The 24,175-nt window shown below is 68.9% G+C and carries 24 protein-coding genes; 10 read left to right on the top strand and 14 right to left on the bottom strand.

Annotated elements, in window-relative coordinates; genetic code table 11:
* Positions 1-204: 204 nt before the first annotated feature.
* The 9 genes from ACWDOP_RS03815 to ACWDOP_RS03855 all read right to left on the bottom strand — a co-directional run bounded on the left by ACWDOP_RS03815 (position 205) and on the right by ACWDOP_RS03855 (position 9,298).
* A complete protein-coding gene (locus ACWDOP_RS03815) occupies positions 205-531 on the bottom strand; it encodes a transposase (protein ID WP_454207665.1) in 327 nt (108 codons plus the stop codon).
* A gap of 192 nt (positions 532-723) precedes the next feature.
* Positions 724-1,224 carry an SRPBCC family protein gene (locus ACWDOP_RS03820; RefSeq protein ID WP_456343836.1) on the bottom strand — a complete coding sequence of 167 codons (501 nt, stop codon included), beginning with the start codon at positions 1,222-1,224 and terminating at the stop codon, positions 724-726.
* A 32-nt stretch (positions 1,225-1,256) separates the two neighbouring features.
* The gene (locus ACWDOP_RS03825; RefSeq protein WP_456343793.1) at positions 1,257-2,792 is read right to left on the bottom strand and encodes an aldehyde dehydrogenase family protein; all 1,536 of its coding nucleotides are present in this window, start codon (positions 2,790-2,792) and stop codon (positions 1,257-1,259) included.
* Positions 2,793-2,870: 78 nt separating this feature from the next.
* A complete protein-coding gene (locus ACWDOP_RS03830; protein ID WP_456343794.1) occupies positions 2,871-3,749 on the bottom strand; it encodes an SDR family NAD(P)-dependent oxidoreductase in 879 nt (292 codons plus the stop codon).
* Positions 3,750-3,804: 55 nt separating this feature from the next.
* Complete coding sequence (locus ACWDOP_RS03835) at positions 3,805-4,659, bottom strand: LLM class F420-dependent oxidoreductase (RefSeq protein WP_456343795.1); 855 nt, start codon at positions 4,657-4,659, stop codon at positions 3,805-3,807.
* A 33-nt stretch (positions 4,660-4,692) separates the two neighbouring features.
* Positions 4,693-6,165 (bottom strand): FAD-dependent oxidoreductase, encoded by a 1,473-nt coding sequence (locus ACWDOP_RS03840; protein WP_456343796.1) that lies wholly within the window; start codon positions 6,163-6,165, stop codon positions 4,693-4,695.
* Positions 6,162-7,049, bottom strand: a complete 888-nt coding sequence (locus ACWDOP_RS03845) for an NAD(P)-dependent oxidoreductase (RefSeq protein WP_456343797.1) — start codon at positions 7,047-7,049, stop codon at positions 6,162-6,164. Before ACWDOP_RS03845 ends, ACWDOP_RS03840 begins: the two co-directional genes overlap by 4 nt.
* Positions 7,046-7,795 (bottom strand): SDR family oxidoreductase, encoded by a 750-nt coding sequence (locus ACWDOP_RS03850; protein ID WP_456343798.1) that lies wholly within the window; start codon positions 7,793-7,795, stop codon positions 7,046-7,048. Before ACWDOP_RS03850 ends, ACWDOP_RS03845 begins: the two co-directional genes overlap by 4 nt.
* Before the next feature lie 33 nt (positions 7,796-7,828).
* Positions 7,829-9,298 carry an aldehyde dehydrogenase gene (locus ACWDOP_RS03855; protein ID WP_456343799.1) on the bottom strand — a complete coding sequence of 490 codons (1,470 nt, stop codon included), beginning with the start codon at positions 9,296-9,298 and terminating at the stop codon, positions 7,829-7,831.
* Positions 9,299-9,483: 185 nt separating this feature from the next.
* On the opposite strand from ACWDOP_RS03855, the gene ACWDOP_RS03860 reads away from it, so the two are divergent.
* The 7 genes from ACWDOP_RS03860 to ACWDOP_RS03890 all read left to right on the top strand — a co-directional run bounded on the left by ACWDOP_RS03860 (position 9,484) and on the right by ACWDOP_RS03890 (position 17,499).
* The gene (locus tag ACWDOP_RS03860) at positions 9,484-10,080 is read left to right on the top strand and encodes a TetR/AcrR family transcriptional regulator (protein WP_456343800.1); all 597 of its coding nucleotides are present in this window, start codon (positions 9,484-9,486) and stop codon (positions 10,078-10,080) included.
* Positions 10,081-10,210: 130 nt separating this feature from the next.
* Positions 10,211-11,563 (top strand): cytochrome P450, encoded by a 1,353-nt coding sequence (locus ACWDOP_RS03865; RefSeq protein WP_456343801.1) that lies wholly within the window; start codon positions 10,211-10,213, stop codon positions 11,561-11,563.
* A 42-nt stretch (positions 11,564-11,605) separates the two neighbouring features.
* Positions 11,606-12,850 carry a cytochrome P450 gene (locus ACWDOP_RS03870; RefSeq protein ID WP_456343802.1) on the top strand — a complete coding sequence of 415 codons (1,245 nt, stop codon included), beginning with the start codon at positions 11,606-11,608 and terminating at the stop codon, positions 12,848-12,850.
* A gap of 7 nt (positions 12,851-12,857) precedes the next feature.
* Positions 12,858-14,486, top strand: coding sequence for a GMC family oxidoreductase (locus tag ACWDOP_RS03875; RefSeq protein WP_456343803.1), 1,629 nt, complete (start codon positions 12,858-12,860; stop codon positions 14,484-14,486).
* Positions 14,477-15,712, top strand: coding sequence for a glycosyltransferase family 4 protein (locus ACWDOP_RS03880; RefSeq protein WP_456343804.1), 1,236 nt, complete (start codon positions 14,477-14,479; stop codon positions 15,710-15,712). The genes ACWDOP_RS03875 and ACWDOP_RS03880 overlap by 10 nt, the downstream gene beginning before the upstream one ends.
* 28 nt (positions 15,713-15,740) lie before the next feature.
* Entirely contained in the window at positions 15,741-16,472 is a 732-nt protein-coding gene (locus ACWDOP_RS03885) for a class I SAM-dependent methyltransferase (protein ID WP_456343805.1), read from the top strand.
* Complete coding sequence (locus tag ACWDOP_RS03890; RefSeq protein ID WP_456343806.1) at positions 16,459-17,499, top strand: prenyltransferase; 1,041 nt, start codon at positions 16,459-16,461, stop codon at positions 17,497-17,499. Before ACWDOP_RS03885 ends, ACWDOP_RS03890 begins: the two co-directional genes overlap by 14 nt.
* Positions 17,500-17,548: 49 nt before the next feature.
* On the opposite strand, the gene ACWDOP_RS03895 is transcribed toward ACWDOP_RS03890, so the two are convergent.
* Both ACWDOP_RS03895 and ACWDOP_RS03900 read right to left on the bottom strand, forming a co-directional pair.
* Positions 17,549-18,346 (bottom strand): oxygen-binding di-iron domain-containing protein, encoded by a 798-nt coding sequence (locus ACWDOP_RS03895; RefSeq protein ID WP_456343807.1) that lies wholly within the window; start codon positions 18,344-18,346, stop codon positions 17,549-17,551.
* Between the two features lie 6 nt (positions 18,347-18,352).
* Entirely contained in the window at positions 18,353-18,823 is a 471-nt protein-coding gene (locus tag ACWDOP_RS03900) for a grhN (RefSeq protein WP_456343808.1), read from the bottom strand.
* 111 nt (positions 18,824-18,934) lie between these two features.
* Here ACWDOP_RS03900 and ACWDOP_RS03905 point away from each other — a divergent pair, with 111 nt between their 5' ends.
* Positions 18,935-20,068 (top strand): helix-turn-helix transcriptional regulator, encoded by a 1,134-nt coding sequence (locus ACWDOP_RS03905; RefSeq protein WP_456343809.1) that lies wholly within the window; start codon positions 18,935-18,937, stop codon positions 20,066-20,068.
* 142 nt (positions 20,069-20,210) lie between these two features.
* The gene (locus ACWDOP_RS03910) at positions 20,211-21,458 is read left to right on the top strand and encodes an alpha/beta hydrolase family protein (RefSeq protein WP_456343810.1); all 1,248 of its coding nucleotides are present in this window, start codon (positions 20,211-20,213) and stop codon (positions 21,456-21,458) included.
* 54 nt (positions 21,459-21,512) lie between these two features.
* On the opposite strand, the gene ACWDOP_RS03915 is transcribed toward ACWDOP_RS03910, so the two are convergent.
* Both ACWDOP_RS03915 and ACWDOP_RS03920 read right to left on the bottom strand, forming a co-directional pair.
* Complete coding sequence (locus ACWDOP_RS03915; protein ID WP_456343811.1) at positions 21,513-22,352, bottom strand: SigB/SigF/SigG family RNA polymerase sigma factor; 840 nt, start codon at positions 22,350-22,352, stop codon at positions 21,513-21,515.
* 124 nt (positions 22,353-22,476) lie between these two features.
* The gene (locus ACWDOP_RS03920) at positions 22,477-22,659 is read right to left on the bottom strand and encodes a hypothetical protein (RefSeq protein ID WP_454208623.1); all 183 of its coding nucleotides are present in this window, start codon (positions 22,657-22,659) and stop codon (positions 22,477-22,479) included.
* A gap of 240 nt (positions 22,660-22,899) precedes the next feature.
* Between ACWDOP_RS03920 and ACWDOP_RS03925 the strand changes: the two genes are divergently transcribed.
* A complete protein-coding gene (locus ACWDOP_RS03925) occupies positions 22,900-23,490 on the top strand; it encodes a hypothetical protein (protein ID WP_456343812.1) in 591 nt (196 codons plus the stop codon).
* Between the two features lie 169 nt (positions 23,491-23,659).
* On the opposite strand, the gene ACWDOP_RS03930 is transcribed toward ACWDOP_RS03925, so the two are convergent.
* A complete protein-coding gene (locus tag ACWDOP_RS03930; protein WP_456343813.1) occupies positions 23,660-23,893 on the bottom strand; it encodes a hypothetical protein in 234 nt (77 codons plus the stop codon).
* Positions 23,894-24,175 lie beyond the last annotated feature (282 nt).

Genomic DNA, 24,175 nt, shown 5'->3' on the forward strand with positions numbered 1-24,175 from the left:
CTAACACCGAGAGTTAGTGAAATATCCGATTTTCAGATAAGAACACCGGGGCGCTGCGTGCGACCGGGGCCCGCCCACCCGCAGACGATGCCGCCGCGTAGCCCCCGATGGGGCCATGGTCGAGCGAATCCGGATCCGGCCCGGCTACGTGCGGGGCGCGCTGACCGGACCGGCCGGACCTTCGTGGCCGCGAAAGTCGCAGGCTCAGTACGCGCAGGAGTGGGCGGCGCAGTCCGGGCCGGGGCGGCGGGCCGACTTCAGGATGCTGTTGGCCTGCAACAGGGCTCGGACCTGGCGGCGCAGGCGCAGCAACTCGGCGCGCTCGGCGGGGGACAGGGCCGCGGCCTCGGCTATCGGGCGACCGTGTTGGGCCAGGGCGGCTTTCACCCAGACGCGCAGCGTCTCGTAGTGGACGCCTACCTGGGGGCCTATCGCGCGGGCCGCGGCGTAGGGGGAGGTGAACTCGTCGAGGGCTTCCAGGGCCAGGCTAATGGCCCGTTCGCGAACCTCTGCCGGATAGCGCCTTGTCATGGGATGACGTCTTCCTCGAGCGGGACACAACATCGATCAGGCGCCCCCGGACCGGATGGTCAGGACCCGGGGACCGGGGGCGGATCGGTGCGGTGGCCGTTGTTCTCGCACACCAGCGGACGGGGTCGTCCGGTTACTGGTTGGAAGTTTGGACGTGGGTACCTCGGTACGTCAATAGCTTCGCCGGGTGTGTCACGCGGCGCTGGTGGCGAACCGGCTATCGGTGAGTGTGCGCAGGTTGCGCAGGAACCGGCGGAAGGTCATGTTCATCACCGGGGCGAACAGGCGCAGGGACACCTCGGTGGGTTTGTCGCCGCTCATCGCCAGGGTCCAGGTGAGGCGGCAACCGGTGGGGGTGGGGACGATGCGGTAGTCCTCGGCGAACGCGGTGATGCCCTTGGTGCCGGACTCGTTGAAGCGGAAGGCCATGTGGGTGTTGGGATTCCAGGCCAGGAACTCCTCGTTGCCGACCATGCCCGCGCGCATCCGGACGGTGCGGGTGGTGCCGACGCCGTGCGGTTCGGGACTGGTCCAGGTGACCTCGGTGATCACCGAGGCCCAGCGCGACCACGAGTCGGCTTCGGCGAGGACCTCGAAAACCTGTGCGGGAGTGACGTTCAGCTCGACCGAGTTCGAGAAGCGGTGCGGGGCGGTGTCGACGAAGGTCAGGTCGACGGGACGGCAGGGGTGCAGGGTGCCCATGGGTTTCCTTCGGGGAGTGCGGATCAGGACAGGATGCGGCGGAGCAGGCGGGTGCCGAAGCCGACGCGGATCAGATCGTCGAGATCGCGGGTCGTCTTGGCGGTGTAGGGGTACCAGATGCTTTCGCGTTTGGGCTGCCAGCGGTCCAGCAGCACCGGCTGGGCGTGGGTGAACCCGCGCAGCGCGTCCACGCCGTTGACCTGGCCCAGGCCGCTGTCCTTGCGGCCGCCGAACGGCGCCTCGGGACAGCCGTAGATGACCCCGGCGTCGTTGTGCACCACCGATCCGGTGGTCAGGCGGGCGGCGATGCGGCGGGCGCGCGCACGGTCCCGGGTGAAGACCGATCCGCTGAGACCGTAGCGGCAGTCGTTGGCGAGGCGAATCGCTTCCTCCTCGTCGCGCACCCGCACGATCGCCGCGACGGGCCCGAAGGTCTCCTCGGTCATGACCTTCATGTCGTGGTCGACGTCGACCAGCACCGTCGGCTGGAAGTACAGGCCCTCCCCCTCCCCGACCTCGCCGCCGACGAGCACCTGTGCGCCTTTGTCTTTCGCGTCCTGGATGTGCTGAGCGACCAGATCGCGCTGGCGGTCCCAGAACAGCGGGCCCATGTCGGTGTCACCGGGCCCGTAGGTGACCTCGCCGGCCTTGCGGGTGACGAGGTCGATGAACGCGTCCGCGACGGATTCCACCACGTAGATCCGCTCGACGCTCATACACACCTGCCCGGTGTTGAACATCGACAGGTACACCGCCCCGGCGGAGGCGCGTTCGAGATCGGCGTCCGCGCATACGATCATCGCGTCCTTGCCGCCGAGCTCGAGCGAACACGGGACGAACCGTTCCGCGCACCGGCTCGCGATCTTGCGCCCGGTCCCGACGCTGCCGGTGAAACACACCTTGTCGATATCGGAATCGACCAGGGCGGCACCGGTTTCCCCGTCACCGTGCAGCACCTGCACGACATCGTGCGGCACCCCGGCCTCGTGCAGGACGCGGGCCACCCACTCCCCCGACCGCGGGGTGACTTCCGAGGGCTTGAACACCACGGCGTTGCCCGCGAGCAGGGCCTGCACGACGGGGTTGAGGGTGAGCACGAACGGCGCGTTCCACGGGGTGATCACCGCGACCACGCCCAGTGGCTGGTACTGCATATACAGCTGTTTGAACGGGCGCAGGTACCCGTGCAGGCGCCGCCGGTGCGGGCGCAGGGTGCGGTGCGCGCGCGTGGCCCAGTAGTTGAGGAAGTCGCACGAGGGCACGATCTCCACACCGAGTGCCTCGACCTGGGGTTTGCCGGTTTCGAGGGTGATGGTCTCGGCGATCTCGGCCCGGCGCGCGCTGATCACCCCGACGGCCTTGCGCAGCACCGCCGCACGGTCGGCGACACTGCGTGCGGCCCAGTCGATCTGGCCGGCACGGGCGCGCTCGACCGCCGCGAGCACGTCCGCCGCGCTGTCGACCGGCACTTCGCCGATCGGGCGGCGGTCCACCGGACTCGATAACGCCAGTCGGCGGCGATCGCCTTCCGGGGTCGGCACGGCACTGACGATCGCCATTACGGGTCCTTCTTCCTCACGGCGCCGAATCCCTGATCCGGCTGGTGCACACTGTGTTTCGATGTTCGCGGCAGGTAGTCAGCCCCGGCCTGTCAGCTTTCGCAGTTCGTCGATCGTCCACGGCGGCTCGTTCGCGTGGTCGCGATAGCCGAGCACCGTCATGCCCGGTCGTTCGAACTTTCCGACGAAACCGCCCGCGGCGATGAAGATTTCACCGGTTACCTCGCGCGCGGCATCCGAGGCGAGGTACAGGTACAGCGCGGCGGCGTACTCGGCGGGCGGGGCGTCCAGGGAGCCCCGCATGGTCATCTCGTCGAGCAGCCCGCGCCGGTTCAGGTCGCGAATGTGTTCCTCGTACTCGGGTCCGGTCGAGAGCCGGGTCTTGGCGCCCGGGCACACGGTGTTGACCCGGACCCCCGATGACCGCAGTTCCGCCGCGAGCGCCAACCCCAGACTGGCGACCGCGCCCTTGCCCGCCGGGTAGCCGGTGCCACCGTAGTCACCGAGGTAGGCGAACGATCCGGTGTTGATGATCGATCCGCCGCCCCGCGCGGCCATACGCGGCGCGACGAGTCTGCAGGTGTTGAACACCGTGGTCAGGTGCGAGTCGAGCAGCTCCCGCCACTGGGCGGTGGTGACGTTCAGGATCGAGGATCCGGGCGGTTCGGCGATACCCGCGCAGTTCACGAGCACGTCGACCGCACCGTAGGTCGCCTCGCAGGTGGCGACGAGCTCGGCCGCGACACGCTCGTCGGCGGCCGAGCCCGCGACACCGATCACCCGGCCGCCCTCGCCGGCAAGCGATTCCGTCGCGCGGCGCACCGCGTCCGGATTGCGGGAGTTGATGACGACGCCCGCGCCGTGGGCGGCCAGCGCCCGCGCGACCTCCAGGCCGACGCCGCTGGCGCCGCCCACGACCACGGCCGCGCGGCCCGCGAGGGTGTGTTCTTCGGACATGGTGCGAGATCCTCACTGCCGCAGCGCGGCACGACGCGTGTCGAACGAGTGTGGCCTACAGCAGGTCGAGGCCGGCGAGTTTGCCCGAGAGCCGGTCGAGATACTGCAGCACGTCCTCCGCGGACCGGTCCGGCAGTCCGTAGATCACATCGGTGACCCCGTCCTCGGACCAGCGCGCGAGCCGGTCCCGATCCGGTTTGAAGTCCAGTGCCAGTACCCGGGGCTTGCCTTCACGCCCGGAATCCGCCCAAATCTTGTGCAGCAGTGCGATTCTGGCCGAGATATCGGTTTCGGTCGGGGTGGTGATCCAGCCGTCACCGGTGCGGGCGATCCACTCGAACGTCTTCTCGGTACCCGCCGCCCCGATGAGCACCGGGACGTGCGATTGCGCCGGTTTGGGCCAGGCCCAGCTGGGTCCGAAGTTCACGTAGGTACCGGCGTAGCTGGACTCCTCGCGCGTCCACAGCTCCCGCATGGCCTCGATGTACTCGCGCAGCACGGTGCGCCGCTTGTTCGGCGGCACCCCGTGATCGGCGAGTTCGTCGGTGTTCCAGCCGAATCCGGCGCCGAGGGTGACCCGGCCGCCGGAGAGATGATCGAGGGTGGCAATCGTCTTGGCCAGGGTGATCGGGTCGTGCTCGACCGGCAGCGCGACCGCGGTGGACAGTTCGATCGTCTCGGTCACCGCCGCGGCCATGGCGAGGGACACCCACGGGTCCAGGGTGCGGGTGTAGCGATCGTCGGGCAGGGACGCGTCCCCGGTGCCGGGATGCGCGGCTTCGCGTTTGACCGGGATGTGGGTGTGCTCGGGGACGAAGAAGGACCGGAAGCCGCGGTCCTCGGCGGCCTTGGCCGCGACCGCGGGGGTGATGCCGCGGTCGCTGGTGAACAGTACGACTCCGAATCGCATACGGGGCCTATCTCTTTCGTGGGTGCGGTGCGGTCACCGGGCAGCGGCGGTGCGTCCGGCGCGGCGGCCGTAGAAGCTGCTGTCGCCCAGGGAGGCTCCGCTGGCGTAGCCGCCGGTGCAGATGCCCGCCGTGCAGCGCCCGGCGGCGAACAGGCCCGGGATCGGTGCGTTCGCCTCGTCCAGGACCTGCCCGTCCAGGTCGGTGCGCAGGCCGCCGAGGGGGAATCCGGCGGTGAACCCGCGCATGTCGAACGCGGCCACCGGCGATCCGATCGGGGTGAGCCACTCGGCCTTCTTGCCCTGTTCGGGGTCGGCGCCCTGGGCCGCGTGCTCGTTGTAGGCGGACACCGTCTGCCGCAGCGAGTTCTCGGGCAGCCCCATCTCGGCTTCGAGTTCGGCGGCCGTCTCGGCGACCCAGGTGGGCTGCTGGCGGAAGAACGGGGTGGCGGTGGTGGTTTTCAGCGCCGCGTCGTGACTGTCCTCGTCGATGATCAGGAACGCCTGGTTGTCCTGCTCGATGAGGGCGGCCTGGCCGATCCGGCCGGGATAGGTGTCCTCGGCGATGAAGCGCCTGCCCTGCCCGTTGACCAGGATGCCGCGCGCGAGCAGTTGCGGGTCGCCGAAGAACGCGACCTCGGTGGCGTCCATGGCCTCGACCTGCGCGCCGACGGCCTGGGCGACGAGGATGCCGATGCCGTCGTGTTCCTCGATCGCCGCCGCGGGGCGGCCGATCAGGCGTGGCGCGTGGGCGGCGACCATGTCCTGGTTGTAGGCGAAGCTGCCGGTGGCCAGCACCACGCCGCGCCGGGCGGCGATGGTGAGGTCCTGACCGTAGCGGCGGGCGGCGATACCGGCCACGCGCCCGTCGTCACCGACGACGAGCCGCTGCAGGCGCACGTCGTATTCGACACGGACGCCGAGCTTTTCGGCGGTCTCGATGAGCGGCTTCATCAGCATGTAGCCGCCGCCGCGCTCGCCGGTGCGCTTGTTCTGCATCTGCGGGACGTGCCCGCGCGGCGCCGGGGGAACAAGGGTGTGGAAGGGCGCGGCGTTCTCGCCGCCGGAGTACATCAGGCCCTGGTCGTGCGGCGGCTCCCACCCGGGTTCGCCCCAGAACTCTTCCTTGAACACCACGCCGCAGTCGGTCAGCCAGCCGTAGTGCTCGACGCTGCCGCGGCAGTAGTCCGCGATGCGCACCGGATCGGCCTGGTCGCCGACCGCCGCGAGCAGGAAGCGTTCCATGTTCTCGGCGCTGTCGTCGAAACCGAGCGCGCGCTGCAGCGGTGTGCCGCCGCCGAGGTAGACGAATCCGCCGGCCAGCGCCGCTGCGCCGCCCCAGCCGCCGGTGCGTTCGAGCACGAGCACGTCGGCCCCGGCGCGGGCGGCCTCGATGGCCGCGCACACCCCGGCGATGCCGTACCCGGCGATGACGACGTCGGCGGTGTCGGTCCAGTCGGTGATGTCCGAACCGCGCAGCGGCTCGGTGGTTTTCGCGTCCGCGGTCATGAGTTCTCCGTGGTGAGTGCGGGCGTCGCGACGCCGAGTCCGGCGGCCAGGCCCCCCAGTGCGAGCCGGGTCAGCGGCAGGTCAACCCCGAGGCGCTCGCCGAGGTCCGCGGCCAGCGACAGGTCCTTCTCCCCCAGGTTGCGCACGTGGGTGAGGATGGGGAACCAGAAGTCGTCGGGGTCGATCGGTGCGGTGTTGTCGCGCAACATGATCGAGCCCGCGCCGCCGGTGATGGCGTCGGAGTGGCGCACGATCTTGCCCAGCGCGGTCAGGTCGAGTCCGGCGGCCTCGGCCAGGCGCTGGGCCTCGGTGGCGGCGGTGAAGGACACGAAGTGCAGCAGGTTGCGGGCCAGCTTCATACGGGTGCCGGTGCCGACGGGCCCGGTGTGCACGAGCCGATCGGAGAAGCAGGCGAACGGTTCTCGAATGGCCGCCAGGGCCGCGTCGCTGCCGCCGGCCATGACCGCGAGGCTCCCGCGCTGCGCGGCCGAGGCCCCGCCGCTGACCGGCGCGTCGATGAATTCGACCGTGTACTCGGCGCATTCGGCGGCGAGTTCCTCCGCGGTCCGATCACTGATGGTCGAGTGCACCGCGACGACGGTGCCCGGTGCGGCGGTACGCAGGATGCCCTGCGGCCCGGTGAGCACCTCGCGCACCTGGGCGTCGTCGATGACGGTCACGCAGATCACCCGCGCGTGCTCGGCGAGTTCGGCCGGGCTCGATACCGCTCGCGCGCCGGCGGTGGTGAAGGGTTCGGTGGCTTCGGGGCGCACGTCGCAGACGGTGAGTCCGCCCGGCCACGCCAGCAGGCGGGTGGCGATCGGGGCGCCCATGTTGCCGAGGCCGATGAACCCTACGGGTACCGCCGCGGGGTCGGCGGTCATCGAATGACCTGCCCGCCATCGATGTTGAAGATCTGCCCGGTCACCCACGACGCGTCGTCCGAGAGCAGGTAGAGGCACGCACCGACGAGATCCTCCGGGGTGCCCATGCGCTTGAGCGGCAGCCGCTTGACCATGTCCTCCACGATCACATCCGGGGTCACGTTCTTCGTCGCGTCCGTGTCGATCGGACCCGGCGCGATCGCGTTCACCCTGATGTTCGCCCCACCCAACTCCGTCGCCAACTGCTGGGTCAGACCGTTGACCCCCACCTTGGCCAGACCGTAGAAGCTCGAATACGTCCACGCCGCGGTCGAGGACTGGTTCACGATCGACCCGCCACCGGCCTTGCGCATGTGCTTCCACACCGCCCGCGTCATGATCAGCGCGCCGTCCATGTTCACACTCATGAACTTCTTGTAGTAGTCCCAGTCGACGCTGAGCAGCAGATTCAGCTTCATGTCGCCGTAGATCGCCGCGTTGTTCACCAGGTGGTCGATCGCGCCGAACTCGGCGATGGTGAAATCGGCCAGGGCCGTGGCGGATTCGGCGTCCGAGACGTCGACGGCGTGGAAGACCGCGGTGCCGCCGTCCGCGACGATCTCCTTGGCGGTCGCCTCGCCGCGTTCGGCGTTGAGGTCGGCGACGACGACGTTGGCGCCCTCGGACGCGAGCGCCTTGGCGTAGCCCGCGCCGATGCCCTGCGCCGCGCCGGTGACGATCGCGGTGCGACCGGTGAAACGTGCCATGTGAATTCAGCTCCTGGATGAGAAAAGTAGATGTCAGGCGGGCGTGGCCACGAGCTTGGTCTCGAGGTATTCCTCGAAGCCCGCGACGCCCATTTCCCGGCCGATGCCGGAGTGCTTGTAGCCGCCGAACGGGGCGTCCGCGTGATACCAGAGACCGCCGTTCACGCTGAGGGTTCCGGTGCGCACGCCGGCGACGACGCGTTCCACGCGCTCGGGGTCCGCACCCCACACCGAACCCGAGAGGCCGTACGGTGATTCGTTCGCCTGGCGGATGGCGTCGGCGTCACCGTCGTGGGCGATCACCACCAGGACGGGTCCGAAGATCTCCTCCTGGGCCACGGTCGCGGTGTTGCCGAGATCGGCGATGAGGGTCGGTTCGATGAAGTAGCCGCGCTCCTTGTCCGCGGGACGGCCGCCGCCGACCACGATGCGCCCGCCCTCCTCGCGCGCGATGTCGAGGTAGCGTTCGACCCGATCGCGCTGACGCGCGGAAATCACCGGCCCGCAGATGGTTCCGGGTTTGGTCGGATCCCCCGCGCGCAGGTTCGACAGCGCCTTGGCGGCCGCCTCGACCGCGACCTCGTAGGACGCGCGCGGCACCAGCAAGCGGGTGGTCAGCGCGCAGCCCTGACCGGCGTGCACCGCCACCGAGAACGCGGTGTAGCTGGCCGCGCCGACGATGTCCGCGTCGTCCAGCACGATCGCCGCGGACTTGCCGCCGAGTTCGAGGAAGGTCCGCTTGAGGGTGGCCGACGCGCTCGCCATGACCGCCCGGCCGGTCTGGGTCGAGCCGGTGAAGGTGACCATGTCCACCCGAGGGTCCGCGACCAGGGCCGCGCCGAGCTGGTGGTCGTCGGAGGTGACGATGTTGATCACCCCGGCGGGGATGTCGGTGTGCTCGACGATGAGCGTGCCCAGCACCGCCGCGCACCAGGGGGTGTCGGGAGCAGGCTTGAGCACCACCGTGTTTCCCGCCGCCAGCGCGGGGCCGATCTTCGCGAGGTTGATCTGGTGCGGGAAGTTCCACGGGGTGATGGCGCCGACCACGCCGACCGCTTCGCGGCGCACGACCCGCCGGCTGGAGATGCCCATCTGCTCGGCCACGCCGAGATCTGTTTCCCACGAATAGTTTTCGGCGAGGTCCGCGGCGAACGACAGGTCGCCGACCGGGCCTTCGAGCTGGGGGCCGGAGGTGAGCATGACGGGTGCGCCGACTTCTGCGATGGTGATCTCGCGCAGTTCCTCGACGTGCGCGCGCATCGCGTCGCGCAGTTGCCGCAGGCAGTGCGCGCGGAAGGCGTGGTTGCGGGACCAGTCGGTGTCGTCGAACGCGGTGCGCGCCGCGGCGATCGCCGCGTCCAGGTCCGCGGCCGAGGCGTTGGCGGCGTGGCCCAGGACCTCCTCGGTCGCGGGGTTGACGGTCGCGAAGACGCCCGCGCCGCCGGGCACCAGCTTGCCGTCGATCAGCAGGGGTGTGCCCTCGGAAGGGACGAGGCCGTTCATAGTCAGGCTCCGATGCATGTCTGGACAGGTGTTCGGAATATAGTTCGGATATTCGTACGGACGCAAGAGCGCAAAACGTGAGCGGGAGCCGACCGTGCCCGAGATTCGCGTCAACACGGCTGGAACACAGGGGCATTCGACGACGCCATTGTCGCGACCATCCTGCGGTGATACTGTCCAGACACATGTCCGAACTGACATCCACCAACATTGAGGCGACCCGCCGAAGACTCACCGAGAAGCAGGCCGACACCGTCGAACGCCTGGTCGCGGCCGCCGTCGATGTCGTCGGCCGCGAGTCCTATTCCGGCACAACCGTGCGCCTGGTGGCCGCGGCCGCGGGTGTCGGAACGGCTACCGCCTACACCTACTTCTCCTCCAAGGAACACCTCATCACCGAGGTGTTCTGGCGGCGACTGATCGCGACCCCCGCCCTGGACACCACCGAAGCCGATCCCGCCACCCGCGTGGTCGCGGTCCTGCGCCAGATCTCGATGCTGGTCGCCGACGAGCCGGCCCTGGCCAGCGCGGTGAGCAGTTCCCTGCTCGGCGACGACCCGGACGTGCAGCATCTGCGCGTGCGCATCGGGCGCGAGATCCACGGGCGCATCACCGCGGCCTGGGGCGTCGACGATCCCGAGGGCGTGGCCATGCTCGAGCTGCTCTATTCGGGCGCGCTGCTGCGCGCGGGGATGGGGTTGCTGTCCTATCAGGAGGTGGCCGACCTCCTGGAAGCCTCCGCGCGGCGCGTGCTGTCCGCCCACCGACCCGGCGAATCCTGAAGCGCGACTACCACTTTCATACCGGCTTGCGAACGGCTCCGCGCACACCTTGTCGTGCTTGCATAACCGTAGTACTGTCCGGACACATGTCCATTCTCTGTCTGGACATTCATTCCGGGAAGGATTTGCAATGACGCTGGTCAAACCGCAGCGCGTGTCCGGAGGCCACGACGAGCACGGACATCTGCAGGAGTTCCGCACCGATCCCATCGCGCTCATGCAGCGCGTGCGCACCGAGTGCGGTGACGTCGGCTCGTTCGAGCTCGCGGGTCGCGATGTCATCCTGCTGTCGGGCGCCGAGGCCAACGAGTTCTTCTTCCGCGCCAGCGACGAGGACCTCGATCAGGGCGCGGCCTATCCGTTCATGAAGCCGATCTTCGGCGAGGGCGTCGTCTTCGACGCGCCGCCCGAGCGCCGCAAGGAGATGCTGCACAACCAGGCCCTGCGCGCGGACCACATGCGCGGGCACGCGGCCACCATCGCGAGCGAAGTGGACCAGATGCTCGCACGCTGGGGCGACGAGGGCGAGATCGACCTGCTCGAGTTCTTCGCCGAGCTCACCATCTACACGTCCTCGTCCTGCCTGATCGGCGTGAAGTTCCGCAATCAGCTGGACGGGCGCTTCGCGCACCTCTACCACGAGCTCGAGCAGGGCACCGACGCCCTCGCGTACGTCGATCCCTACGCGCCGATCGACAGCTTCCGCCGCCGCGACGAGGCGCGCGTCGCGCTCGTCGAACTCGTGCAGGCGATCATGAATCAGCGCGAGGAGAACCCGCCGACCGGCAAGGACGAGCGCGACATGCTCGACGTGCTGATCTCGGTCCGCGACGAGAACGGCACACCGCGCTTCTCCGCCAGCGAGATCACCGGCATCTTCATCTCGATGATGTTCGCCGGTCACCACACCACCTCCGGCACCGCCGCCTGGACGATCATCGAACTGCTGCGCAACCCCGAGCTCATGGCCACCGTCGTGGCCGAACTCGATCAGCTGTACGCCGACGGGTCCGAGGTCAGCCACAACGCCCTGCGCCAGATCCCCCACCTCGAGGCCACCCTCAAGGAAACGCTGCGCATGCACCCGCCGCTGATCATCCTCATGCGCATCGCGCGCGGCGAATTCGAGGTGTGCGGCAACCGGATCGCCCCCGGCGACATGGTCGCGGCCACCCCGGCGATCTCCAATCGGATCCCCGAGGACTTCCCCGAGCCCGATCGCTTCGATCCCGCCCGCTACCTCGATCCCCGCCAGGAAGACACCGTCAACCGCTGGAACTGGATTCCGTTCGGCGCGGGCAGGCACCGTTGCGTCGGCGCGCCCTTCGCGCTCATGCAGCTCAAGGCCATCTTCTCGATTCTGCTGCGGGACTGGGAATTCGAGCTCGCCCAGCCCTCGGACACCTACCGCAACGACCACTCCAAGATGGTCGTGCAGTTGCAGCAGCCCTGTCGTGTGCGCTACCGCCGCCGCCAGCGCTGATCATCCCGGTCCACAACGACGTCGGCCTATCTGGAGGTAGCTGTGTCGGCCCCATCCATCCCCGCCGGATTCGATTTCACCGATCCCGAACTCTGGGCAACCCGTAACCCCGTCCGAGAGTTCGCCGAACTGCGCCGCACCGCACCGGTGTGGTGGAACGCCCAGACCGATGAGCAGTCCGGCGGCTTCCACGACGGCGGCTTCTGGGTCGTGTCCAAACACGAAGACATCAAAGAGATCTCGCGCAGCCACGAGCTGTACTCCGCCCAGCTCAAGGGCGCGGTGATCCGGCTGCCCGGCCAGGTCACCATCGAGCAGATCGAGCTGACCGGCGCGCTGCTGGTCAACATGGACCCGCCCAAGCACACCAAGATCCGGCGCATCATCTCCAAGGGCTTCAGCCCGCGCGCGGTCGAGGGGCTGCGGGCCGCGCTGAGCGAGCGCGCCACCGCGATCGTTGCGGCGGCCAAGGACGCCGGCGGCGGCGATTTCGTCGAGCAGGTGGCGGCGGAGTTGCCGCTGCAGGCCATCGCCGAACTGCTCGGCATCCCGCAGGCCGATCGCGGCAAGCTCTTCGAGTGGTCCAATCAGATGCTCAACTACGACGATCCCGAGTACGGCGACACCGCCACAACGGATTCGAGCACCAACGCCTCGGTCGAAATCCTGGGCTACTCCTGGAATCTGGCCGAACAGCGGCGCGCGGATCCGCTCGACGACATCGTCAGCCGGCTGGTGCACGCCGACGTGGACGGCGAGGCGCTGGGCTCGGACGAGTTCGGATTCTTCGTCATCCTGCTCGCGGTGGCCGGCAACGAGACCACACGCAATGCCATCACGCACGGGATGAAGGCGTTCATCGACCACCCCGAACAGTGGGAGTTGTTCAAGAAGGAACGCCCGCGCACCGCGGCCGACGAGATCATTCGCTGGGCGACCCCGGTGACCGCGTTCCAGCGCACCGCCACCCAGGACACCGAGCTCGGCGGACAGGCGATCAAGGCCGGTCAGCGGCTCGGATTGTTCTACAGCTCGGCCAATTTCGACGAGGACGTGTTCGAGCGCCCGTTCGAGTTCGACATCCTGCGCGACCCCAACCCGCACCTGGCCTTCGGCGGCACCGGGGCGCACTACTGCGTCGGGGCGAACCTGGCGCGCCTGGAAATCGACCTCATGTTCAACGCGCTCGCCGACGCGATGCCCGATCTGACCCAGGTGAGCGAACCCGAACGCCTGCGCAACGGCTGGATCAACGGCATCAAGCACTGGCAAGTCCGGTACGAGTAGACACGGGATGAGCGTGAACGAAGCCGATTACGTCGTCGTGGGCGCGGGCAGCGCGGGCGCGGTGGTCGCGAGCAGACTGGCCGAGCACGGCCACGAGGTGATCCTGCTCGAGGCCGGGCGCAACGACGACACCCGCCTGGTCTCGAGCCCCGGCCTGATCACCATGGTGCACACCATCCCCCCGCTCAAGTCGCGGGTGTGCTGGAAGCAGTACTCGGTGCCGCAGTCGCACGCCAACAACCGGCGGATTCCCATGACGCGCGGCAAGGTCATGGGCGGATCCAGCTCGGTCAACGGCATGCTGTTCGTGCGCGGCAACCGGGCCAACTACGACGGCTGGGCCGAGGCCGGCAACAAGGGCTGGTCGTACGCCGACGTCCTGCCCGCCTACCGGCGGCTCGAGAACTGGGAGGGCGGGGACGACGAGTACCGCGGGACCGGCGGGCCGATCGAGGTGACCCGGCAGCGGAATCTGACCCCGATCACCGAGGAGTTCATGACCGCGGCGTCCGAGACCATCGGCGCGCCGATCATCGAGGACTACAACGGCGAGTCCCAGGAAGGGATCTCGGTCTTCCAGCAGAGCGTGCGAAACGGGTTGCGCTACAGCTCTTCCCGGGGCTACATCACCGACCGGCCCGATCCCCGCCTACGGGTGATCACCCGCGCGCACGCCACCCGGGTCGTGATCGAGGACGGCCGGGCCACCGGCGTGGAGATCATCACCCGGGCCGGGGAACGCCGGATCGTGCGTGCGGGCAAGGAGGTCATCGTCTCGTGCGGCGTCATCGGCTCACCGCAGCTGCTGATGTTGTCCGGGATCGGGCCCGCCGCGCATCTGGGCGACCTGGGCATCGCGGTGCACGCGAACCTTCCGGTCGGGCAGAACCTGCACGATCACGTCTTCGTGCCGATGACGTTCGTGTCCAAGAAGGCCGTGCACCGCGGGATTCCGACGTACTTCGCGAAGGCGCTGGCCAGCGAGCTGCGCAAGCCCGGCAGTTCGTGGATGGGGCGCACCGTTTTCGAGGCGGTCGGCTTCGTCAAGACGCGGTTCGCCACCGGCGCGCATCCGGATCTGCAGATCCACAGCCTGCCGTGGAGTTACCCCACGCCCAATCAGGACGCGGACAAGATGTACCTGGTCGAGCGGCGGCCCGCGCTCACGGTGATGCCGAGCCTGATCTACCCCGAGAGCCGGGGTGAGGTGCGCCTGGCCTCGGCGGACCCGTTCACCGCGCCGCTGATCGATCCCGGATACCTCAGCGACCGGCGCGACGTCGACTTCCTCGTCGAGGGCATGCGCACCGTGCGAGAGATCATGGCGCACAGCGCGATCGCCGGTGACATCGAGGAGGAGTACTCGCCGGGCCCGGCCTTCGCGGACGAGGCCGGCCTGCGCGCGGCCCTGCCCGATCGCGCGCACTCGATCTATCACCCGGTCGGCACCTGCCGCATGGGCGTGGACGAGGCGGCGGTGGTCGATCCCACGCTCAAGGTGCGCGGCGTCGACGGCCTGCGGGTCGCGGACGCCTCGATCATGCCCAGCATCACCGGCGGCAACACCAACGCCCCGGCCCTGATGATCGGGGAGATGTGCGCGCGCATGGTGATCGAGGAGGGCGCGTGCGCATAGCGCTGCTGTCCTATCGCAGCAAGACGCACTGCGGTGGGCAGGGGGTGTACGTGCGCTACCTGAGCCGGGGGCTCGCCGAACTCGGGCACGAGGTCGAGGTCTTCTCGGGTCAGCCCTACCCGGAGGATCTCGATCCCCGGGTGCGGCTGACCGAGGTGCCGAGCCTGGACCTGTACCGCGACGACGACCCCTTCCGGACACCGCATCCGCGCGAGATCCGCGATCGGATCGACCTGCTCGAGCTGGCCACCATGTGGACCGCGGGCTTCCCCGAGCCGCGCACGTTCAGCATGCGCGCGGCCCGGCTGCTGCTGTCGCGCGTCGCCGACTTCGATGTGGTGCACGACAATCAGTGCCTGGGGTCCGGGTTGCTCGACATCGAGTACGCGCTGCCGCTGGTGGCGACCGTGCACCATCCGATCACCCGGGACCGGGCGGTGGATCTGGCGGCCGCGCCGTGGCGACGCCGGCCGTTCGTGCACCGCTGGTACGGATTCCTGGGCATGCAGCAGCGGGTGGCGCGGCGGATTCCGGACCTGATCACCGTGTCGTCGTCCTCGGCGGCCGACATCGCCGCCGACTTCGGGGTGTCGCCGCGCCAGCTGCACACGGTGCCGCTGGGGGTGGACACCGAGCTGTTCCGGCCCCGCGAGCAGGCCCGGGTGCCCGGCCGCATCGTGGCCGTGGCCAGTGCGGACAAGCCGCTCAAGGGAATCGCGCATCTGCTCGAGGCCGTGGCGCGGCTGCGGCATCGCCACGACATCGACCTGCGCCTGGTCGCCAAGCTCGAGCCGAACGGGCCGACCGAGAAACGCATCGCCGGACTCGGCCTGGCCGACATCGTGACCGTGGTCGACGGACTCGGCGACGAGCAGCTCGCCGAACTGCTGGCCTCGGCGCAGCTGGCGTGCATTCCCTCACTGTACGAAGGGTTCTCGCTGCCCGCGGTCGAGGCCATGGCCAGCGGGACACCCCTGGTCGCCAGCCGGGCCGGCGCGATTCCCGAGGTCACCGGCGCATGCGCCGAACTGGTCGCGCCCGGCGACGCCGGAGCGCTCACCCAGGCCATCGGATCGCTGCTGAACGACCCGGATCGACTGTCCCGCATGGGAATCGCGGGGCGACAGCGCGCGGAGACGGTGTACAGCTGGGCGGCGGTCGCCGCGCGGACCGTCGAGGTGTACGAGCGCGCCATCGCCCGGCGCGCACACCGGATCCCCGGGTGATCGGGACCATCGTGGAACAGGAGAACACATGCTGACCGTGGATTTCGATCGCCTCGGCGTCGGGCCCGAAGTACGGGTCATCGACGTCGGCTGCGGGGCGGGACGGCACTCGTTCGAGGCGTACCGGCGCGGGGCGGACGTGGTGGCGTTCGACCAGAACACCGGTGACCTGGCCGAGGTGGCGGTGATGTTCGAGGCCATGGCCGCCGAGGGCCAGGCCCCCGACTACGCCAAGGCGCAGACCGTGGCCGGGGACGCGCTCGACCTGCCCTACGGGGACGGGGAGTTCGACGTGGTCATCGCCTCGGAGATCCTCGAGCACGTGCCCCTCGACGAGCGGGCGATCGCCGAACTCGTGCGGGTGCTCAAACCCGGTGGCGTACTGGCGATCACGGTGCCGCGCTGGCTGCCCGAACGGATCTGCTGGGCGTTCTCGGACGAGTATCACGCCAACGAGGGCGGCCACGTGCGCATCTACCGAGCTTCGGAGCTGCGAGACAAGGTCACCGCGCGGGGTGTGCGCTACCGGCATCGCGAGTTCGCGCACGCCCTGCACGCGCCGTACTGGTGGCTCAAATGCGCGGTGGGCGTGCACCGCGAGAAGAATCCGCTCGTCACGGCCTATCACCGAATGCTGTTGTGGGACATGATGTCCGCGCCGTGGCTCACCCGCACCGCCGAACGGCTACTGAACCCGCTCATCGGCAAGAGCGTGGCCCTGTACTTCACCAAACCGGCGGTCGTGCATGACCCGAGCTGAGCTACCGTCGCTGCCCGGACTGCTGAGCGCGGCCGATATCCGCCGCACCGGCGAATCCATCGCCGCCGCACAGGAACCCGACGGCGCCCTACCGTGGTTCACCGGAGGCCACACCGACCCGTGGGATCACATCGAGTCCGCGATGGGCCTGACCGCCGCCGGACTCTGGGACCAGGCCCGCGATGCCTACCTGTGGTCCGCCAAAACCCAGCGCCCCGACGGTTCCTGGCCCGCCCAGATCCGGGCGGGCGTGATCGAGAATCCCGACAGCGACACCAACTTCTGCGCCTACCTGGCCACCGGCATCCTGCACTTCGCCGCCGTCACCGGCGACCACGGCTTCGCCGCGAGCATGTGGCCCGCGGTACGCGCCGGCATAGACTTCGTGCTCACCCAGCAGCTGGGCGAGCACGGCGAGATCTACTGGTCCACAGGGGAATCCGGCAGTTCCGGCGAGGCGCTGCTGACCGGGTGTTCGAGCATCCATCACAGCCTCGCCTGCGCGATCACCCTGGCCGAGCAGGTCGGCGATCCACGCCCGGACTGGGTGCGGGCGCGGGCCCGACTCGGCGCGGCGCTGCGCGAACACCCCGGGGCGTTCCTCGACAAGTCCCGGTATTCGATGGACTGGTACTACCCGATCCTGGGCGGGGCACTGCGCGGCGAGGCCGCCCACGCCCGAATCGCGCACTACCGCGACGATTTCGTGGTCCCCGGCCTGGGCATCCGCTGCGTGTCGGACGCCCCGTGGGTCACCGGCGCCGAAACCTGCGAGCTGGTCCTGGCCCTCGACGCGATCGACGAGCGCACCACCGCCCTCGAGCTGCTGACCGACATCCAGCACCTGCGCGAGGCCGACGGGTCCTACTGGACGGGCCTGGTGTTCACCGACGGCAAACGCTGGCCCGAGGAACGCACGACCTGGACCGCCGCCGCGGTGATCCTCGCAACCGATGCCCTGTCTCGCACCACCGGGGGCAACGGGATCTTCCGGGACGAGCACCGACCAGGAGCGGCCTGGTCGTAGCCGAAAGGCCCGTTCGCGGTGCACGTCGGAGCTGCGAACGGCAACCGCGTCACGGCTCGAACGTAGCGAGCATTTGTTCTAGAGCTTCCTGGTCGGGCCCGACGAACGGCTTCTCCTCGGGCGCCGCGTGGAGCATGTCGAGGAATTCCGGTGTGCGTCCCGGTGCGGGCGGCAGGTGGGTGCCCAGGATCAGCGCGGGGTCGAATGTGGTGAGCGGGGTGAGGGTTTCGAGGTATCGGGCCTTGTCCACGGTGTGCACCCAGGGACTGTCCACGGTGGCCCACAGCAGTTGTCGGGCGCGCAGTTCGGTCCTGTCGAGGTAGCCGATGTCGGGGCAGGTCGCCAGCTCGGCGGAGGGCATGGGTGCGCCGAAGCAGTCCGAGGTGAAGCAGGCGCCGGTCAGTTCGTCGAAACAGCCTGTGGTCGAGGGGTTGTCGAACAGCGGCGGCCGGAAGGCGGTGAGGCGGCGATCACCGACCTCGAGGGATTGGCCCGGATTGAGGAGATAGATCCGATCCATCGGCAGCGGACCCTCCATCGACAACAGGCCCATCCCGAGGAACGTGGTGATCAGACGCGCTCGCGGCGCCAGGTCCAGCAGCGCGCGCAGGGCTCCGGTGTGGTCCCGGTCGGGATGCGTGATCCAGATCCACTCGATGTCGGCCGGGTGCAGTACCGAGCCGAGCGCGTCCAGGAATCCGCGGCCGGGCAGCCCCAGGCCGGTGTCGATGAGCACGGGCTCGGCCGCGTGCAGGACGAAGGAGTTGATCGGGATGAATCCGATGCCCGGCACCTCCTGGCAGTCGCTCAGAACGCTGACGTCGTGCCCGATCCTGTTGATGTCCATGACGGTTCACTCCCGGTCGAAATCGATGCGGATCATGCTGCGGGCGATCGCCGACAGGTCCTCGGCGGTCGGGTCGTACCCGTGATCGACCTTCAGCCCGAGTTCGAACGGGCTCGCACCGTGGTCGAGAGCCTGTCGCAGCGCCGCGCCGAGTTCGCGCTGCGTCGGATGCAGCAGGGTCGCACGGCCGGACCGGACTCGGCCCTGTCGAATGACGGTGACCGGCGCGGGTTCGGCGAAGTTCAGTCGCCACGGGCGTTCGGTGAAGATCGTCGGCACGCCGTCGATCGTGTGCAGGCAGACCGGTATCCGCAGTGTCCGGCCGCTGCGCCTGCCCGTGCACTCCAGCACCACCTGCAGGGTGAGCCGGCTGCCGAGCCGCGAATCGGCGATGATCCGCCGGACGAACGGATTGATCATGCGCATGAGGGCCGGCGGAGGCGGCGCCAACCGGACCCTGGGTGTCGTTGTGGTCATCACGAGCTCCTGAGTGGTTCCGATGACGACGACGTTAGGGAGCAGCGCGCGGCCGGGTAATACCAGAAATGTGGCATTTCGCGGTCGGCGTGGGGGTCGTACCGTTGTTTCATGAGCGCGGATGCCCGGCAGCGTGCCGCGGACAAGATCACTCGGCTGTGTGCCGAGCCCCGTGATCTCGTCTCGCTGTGGCAAGCCTCGACCGAAGTCCTCACGGTCGCCGTCCCGCACTACTGGACACCGTGCTTCTACACGCTGGACCCGGCCTCACTGCTGATCACGAGCCATTTCCATCGTGGGCTCGACGAGTTCCCCGGCGAGTGGCTCGTCAGCGAGTACTACACCAGCGACGTCAATCAGCTGGCGGATGTCGCCCGGTCGAAATCGGGCATGTCCACCCTGTACGAGGCGACCGGCGGCAACCCCTCGAGCAGTCCGCGCTGGCATCGGAACATGGTGATGGGCGGAGACCAGGAACTCGTCACCAGCCTGCGCACGCGGTCCGGTGAGGTGTGGGGAGCGCTCGCGCTCTATCGCGAGCCCGGCGCGGCGACGTTCAGCGACGACGAGAAGAGCTTCGTGCGAACGGTCGCGCCCGTGCTCGCCGAAGGGGCACGGACGGCGTTGCTGCTCGGGCAGGCCCGCGAACCCGATTCCGTGGATTCCCCCGGCCTGCTGATTCTCGACGCTGCGGGACAGGTCGAATCCACCACGCCCGGCGTCGACCGCTGGCTTTGCGAACTGCCCGACGGCGACTGGGATTCCGGCCGGCTGCCGTCCTCGGTGCTGACCCTCGCCGGGCGGACCCTGCGGGCCGCCGACCACCCCGAGCGCGGGGAGATCACGGTGGCGCGGGTGCTCTCGCGTACCGGAACCTGGGTCGTGCTGCACGGTGCGTGCCTGAGCTCGACCGGCGACCGGCGCGTCGCGGTCATCATCGAACCCGCCGCTCCCGGTCGCCTGTACTCGCTGCTGATGTCCGCGTACGGGCTGACCGAACGGGAGAAGGACGTCACCCGGCTGGTACTCCAGGGCGCCTCGACCTCGCAGATCGCCGCTGACCTGGTGTTGTCCGCGTACACCGTTCAGCAGCACCTCAAGAACGTCTTCGACAAGACCGGTGTCCGCAGCCGCCGCGATCTCGTCGGCAAGGTGTTCTTCGCCTACTACGAGCCGCGCCTGCGCGACAACGAACGCCGGGCGCTCGACGAGCGGCCGCTGCGCGGCGAACCCTGGGCGCCGTAGGTTGTCTGCACATCCGTACCGGCGGGTATGAAACGGGAATTTCGTCGCGTCCTGGCTATCGGGTGCGCGTATGGTCGAAGCGCAAGATCGTTTCAGCGTGTCGGAATCGAAGATTTCTCCTACTCGGCCGAGGGAGGACCCGGTGCCCGAGTTGCCTTTTCGTTCGGATCGGTCGCATACGGCGTTCGCGACGGGGTTCTACCCGGACGCGGATTTCGACTACACGGTTCGATCGCTGCTGGGGGAATGTGCGTACGGCGGCGCGGACGCCGGTGAGGTGCTGGCCGCGATCGCACCGGTCGCCGACGGGGACCACGACGGGTGGTTTCGCGCATGGACCGAACTCGGCGCGCGGCTGCGCGCCGTCGCGGATGCCGCCGCGGCGGCGGGGCACACCGAGAGCGCCGCGCAGGCGTATCTGCGTGCGGGCACGTACTACGCCGTCGCGGTCAACGCGAGTAGCGGCCTGTCCTCCGATGACCTGCTGCTGCCGACCTTCCGCGCGCACCGTTCCAGTTGGGATCGGTTCGTCGACACCACCGCCCGGCGGGTCGAGCGCGTCACGATCCCCTACGAAGACACCGATATGCCGGGCTACTTCTTCGGCGCGTCGGACGACTCGACGCCGCGCCCCACGTTTGTCCTGATCAACGGCAGCGACGCGCCCGTCAGCGGCGTCTGGGGCGCGGGCGGCGCCGCGGCCCTGGACCGCGGCTACAACGTGCTCGCCTTCGACGGCCCCGGACAGCAGTCGATGCTGTTCGAACGCGGCGTCGGCTTCCGCCCCGACTGGGGACCGGTGGTGACGCCGGTCCTCGACCTCGTGTCCGCCCGCGCCGACGTCGACGCCGACCGCATCGCGCTCTACGGCCTGAGCCAGGGCGGCTACTGGCTCGCCACGGCACTGACCACCGAGCACCGCGCGGCGGCCGCGATCGCCGACCCGGGCGTGGTCGACGTGCCGGCCTCGTGGCGAAACAGCATCCCGGCCCGCCTGCTCGAGCTCTTCGACACCGGCAGACGACGCCGGTTCGACCGCTACATGAGCTGGGGCATGAAGGCGTCCAAGAGCACGGCCCGCACCTGGCGGTTCCGGGCCCGCCCGTACCGGCAGGACAGCTACTTCGACACACTGACCGAGGTCCACCGGTACGTGCTCACGGACGCCGACGCGGCCCGCATAACGACGCCCCTGTTCGTCGCCGATCCGGAGGACGAGCAGTTCTGGCCCGGCCAGTCGAAACGCCTGGCGGACAAGGTGAGCGGCCCCGTCGAACGGTGCAGGTTCACCGCCGCGGAGGGCGCGAACTTCCACTGCCAGCCGATGGCGCGACGGCTTGTGCACCAGCGCATGTTCGATTGGCTCGACGATACGATGAAGGGGCGCTGAGCAATCGGGCAATCGCTACATTTACGGCAGTCCAGCTCGGCAACCGCGCAGGCGTCAGGCGACGCCCGCGACCTCTTGCTCGCTCAGTGCCCGGTCGCGGAGTACGGCGAGGGTCCGGGCCAGTAGGCGCGAGACCTGCATCTGAGAGATGTTGAGGGCCTTGCCGATTTGGACCTGGGTCATCTCCTGGCCGAAACGCATGATGAGGATCTGGCGTTCGCGCTCGGACAACTCCGCGAGGAGCGGGCCGATGGTGATCGAATCCTCCATGAGCGCGTAGCCGTCCTCGGTGATCGAGAGCGCTTCCAGGGCCATGGCGGGTGCGGCGTCGCTGTCCTCGCTGGGCAGGCGCGCGTCCAGGGACTGGGTCACGTAGGCGTTGTTCGCGATCAGCGCCTGGGTGACCTCGAGCAGGTCGGCGTCGAGGTGGGCGGCGATCTCGCGGGCGGTCGGCTCCCGGTCGAGCTGCTGCGCGAGCTGCGGGACCGCTACCGAAATCTGTTGCCGCAGTTCCTTGATGCGGCGCGGGACGCGCACCGCCCACGTGCTGTCACGGAAGTAGCGCCGGACCTCGCCCATCACCGTGGGGATCGCGAACCCCAGGAACGGCGCGCCCACGGAAGGGTCGAAACGGTCCACCGACAGCACCACGCCGACCGCGGCGACCTGGGCCAAATCCTCGTGGTCGACACCGCGACCGCCGTAGCGCTGGGCGATGTGTTCGCCGAGCGGGAGCGCGATCTCGATGATCCGGTCGCGTAGACCAGCGTGCTCCGGGCTGCCCGGGTCCAGGCCGGCGAGTTCCTCGAGCAACGGCTCGAGGTGTTCGTACGAGTCGCCGCTGACTCGTACGTCGTGCTCGGTTCCAATCGATGTTTCGTGCGTGGCAGACATATCGGTGTCCTCAAAAACGGGGGTCGACCAACGGATCTCACCCCCACAGTGCCCCGCTTGCTCGCATCGAAACCGACATCGACCGATCAATCGAAATTCGGCACCCGCCCGGCCCGCGCGACGCTCAGGGCCAGCGGATCCGGTCCCGGACCGGGACTTCTTCGACCCGCACGTACCCGAACCGCGGCGGGTACAGCACGGACCGGTTGCCCCGCGCGGCCCACCACCAGCTCAATGCGGCCGTCGCGTATCCCGCGGCCACCGCCACAACCGGTACCAGCATCGCGACAATCAACAGCGCGCTCATGAGCCTTCCCCTTCCGGGAGTGATCTCCCGCCACCCTGCGGCCATACCGCGCGCATTCCCAGAACGGTTCGGCCTTAACACGTTCGGGGATGTGTTCTGCCCCACAGGGTTACGGTGGTCGGGTACGGCGACATCCCTTCACCGCCGCCGGCGCGAACACGGCGGGATGAAATGTTGCCTCGCGGCCGGACTCCGGATGCGTTCGCTCCTGGTCAACGGCCGAAAGTTCTGGGAGGAACAGTGCTTTCGGAGTATCAACAGCGGTTGCGTGAACGGTTTCTCGCCGCACCCGTTGTCCTGGCGCCGGAGCCCTGGCGGCAGGTGCACAGCGGCAAGATGCCGATCGGGGGCCTGCAGGGTATCGGCTTCGCCGTACACCCGGAGACCGGACACGACCTGGTCATGGTCGTATCACTCGACGGCCATGGGCTTTTCGATGCCGTCACCGGCGCGAAGATCGCCCGCGACCGCACCCCCGGCATCGACTCCCGCACACCCGACGCGGCACCGGACCTGACGTGCCCCGGCCTCGGGCCGATCGCCGGCACCCGGGTGCACATCGCGGGCCTGTTCGGCGGCGGTCTGCACCACACCACAACCGACGGATGGTCCCTGAATGTCGTTGCCCCCGAATGGCCCAACGATCGTGTGCTGCTCGTCGCCGACGGCAACATCTACCGCCACCCGCCCGGCCAGGGCTGGTGGCACAACTTCCACTCCGACCGTTCGACCTTCCGGACCGCCGGGTTCTCGCCCTCCGGGCTCACACTGGCGGTGGCGACGAGCAGCGACATCACGCTCTGGCACCGGCCGACGATCGATCCCAGTTGACGATCAATCCAACGGAGACCACCTCGACGTCGGCCGGATCGCGCCCACGGGAGTCAGGCCGGGCCCGCAGCGTCGCCGAATCCACCGACTCGGCACGCCGGGCACAGCCCGTTCAGTCGGCCCAACCGTGCCGACTTCGATAACCGGTTTTGTCGATCGGGCCGGGGGTTCAGCCGCCCTGCAGTCGCAGCTCGGCGGTGAGCAGTGCCGCGTACTCGACCAGCGCCCTTTCCTCCGGGTCGGGGCCCAGTTGCTCGATTACGCCGGCGCGGTCGATCAGCACGAGACCGGCCGGATCGGGGCCCGAAGCCACGCCCACACGGCCTTCGAGGAGGGTCAGGGAGGCGGTGCTGTCGTTGGCCGCCAGCAGTCTGCGCAGGTCCGAAGCGGTGACAGTTTCCATAGGGTGATTGTGCTCCCGACCGGATACAGGTTGTCGTCGAGGTACCCCGGCAGGCTTAGTGGGTCGTGCAAGCTCCATCGAGTCGGTGGCCACCGCACGCGGCGTTCGCGCGCACCGGACGCGAGCGCGTCTTCTACTGCTACCGGACCTTCAACTCCGAGATGGCGCCCCGTGGGTGAACGTTGCTGACCCAGCTGTTCTGCCTGCTGCTGCCGGTCATGGTGCTGCCCCTGCGCCCCCGGCTCACACCTGTGGCTCGCACTCGGTGTGCGAGCCACATCC

The sequence above is a fragment of the Nocardia sp. NPDC003693 genome (assembly GCF_053981095.1).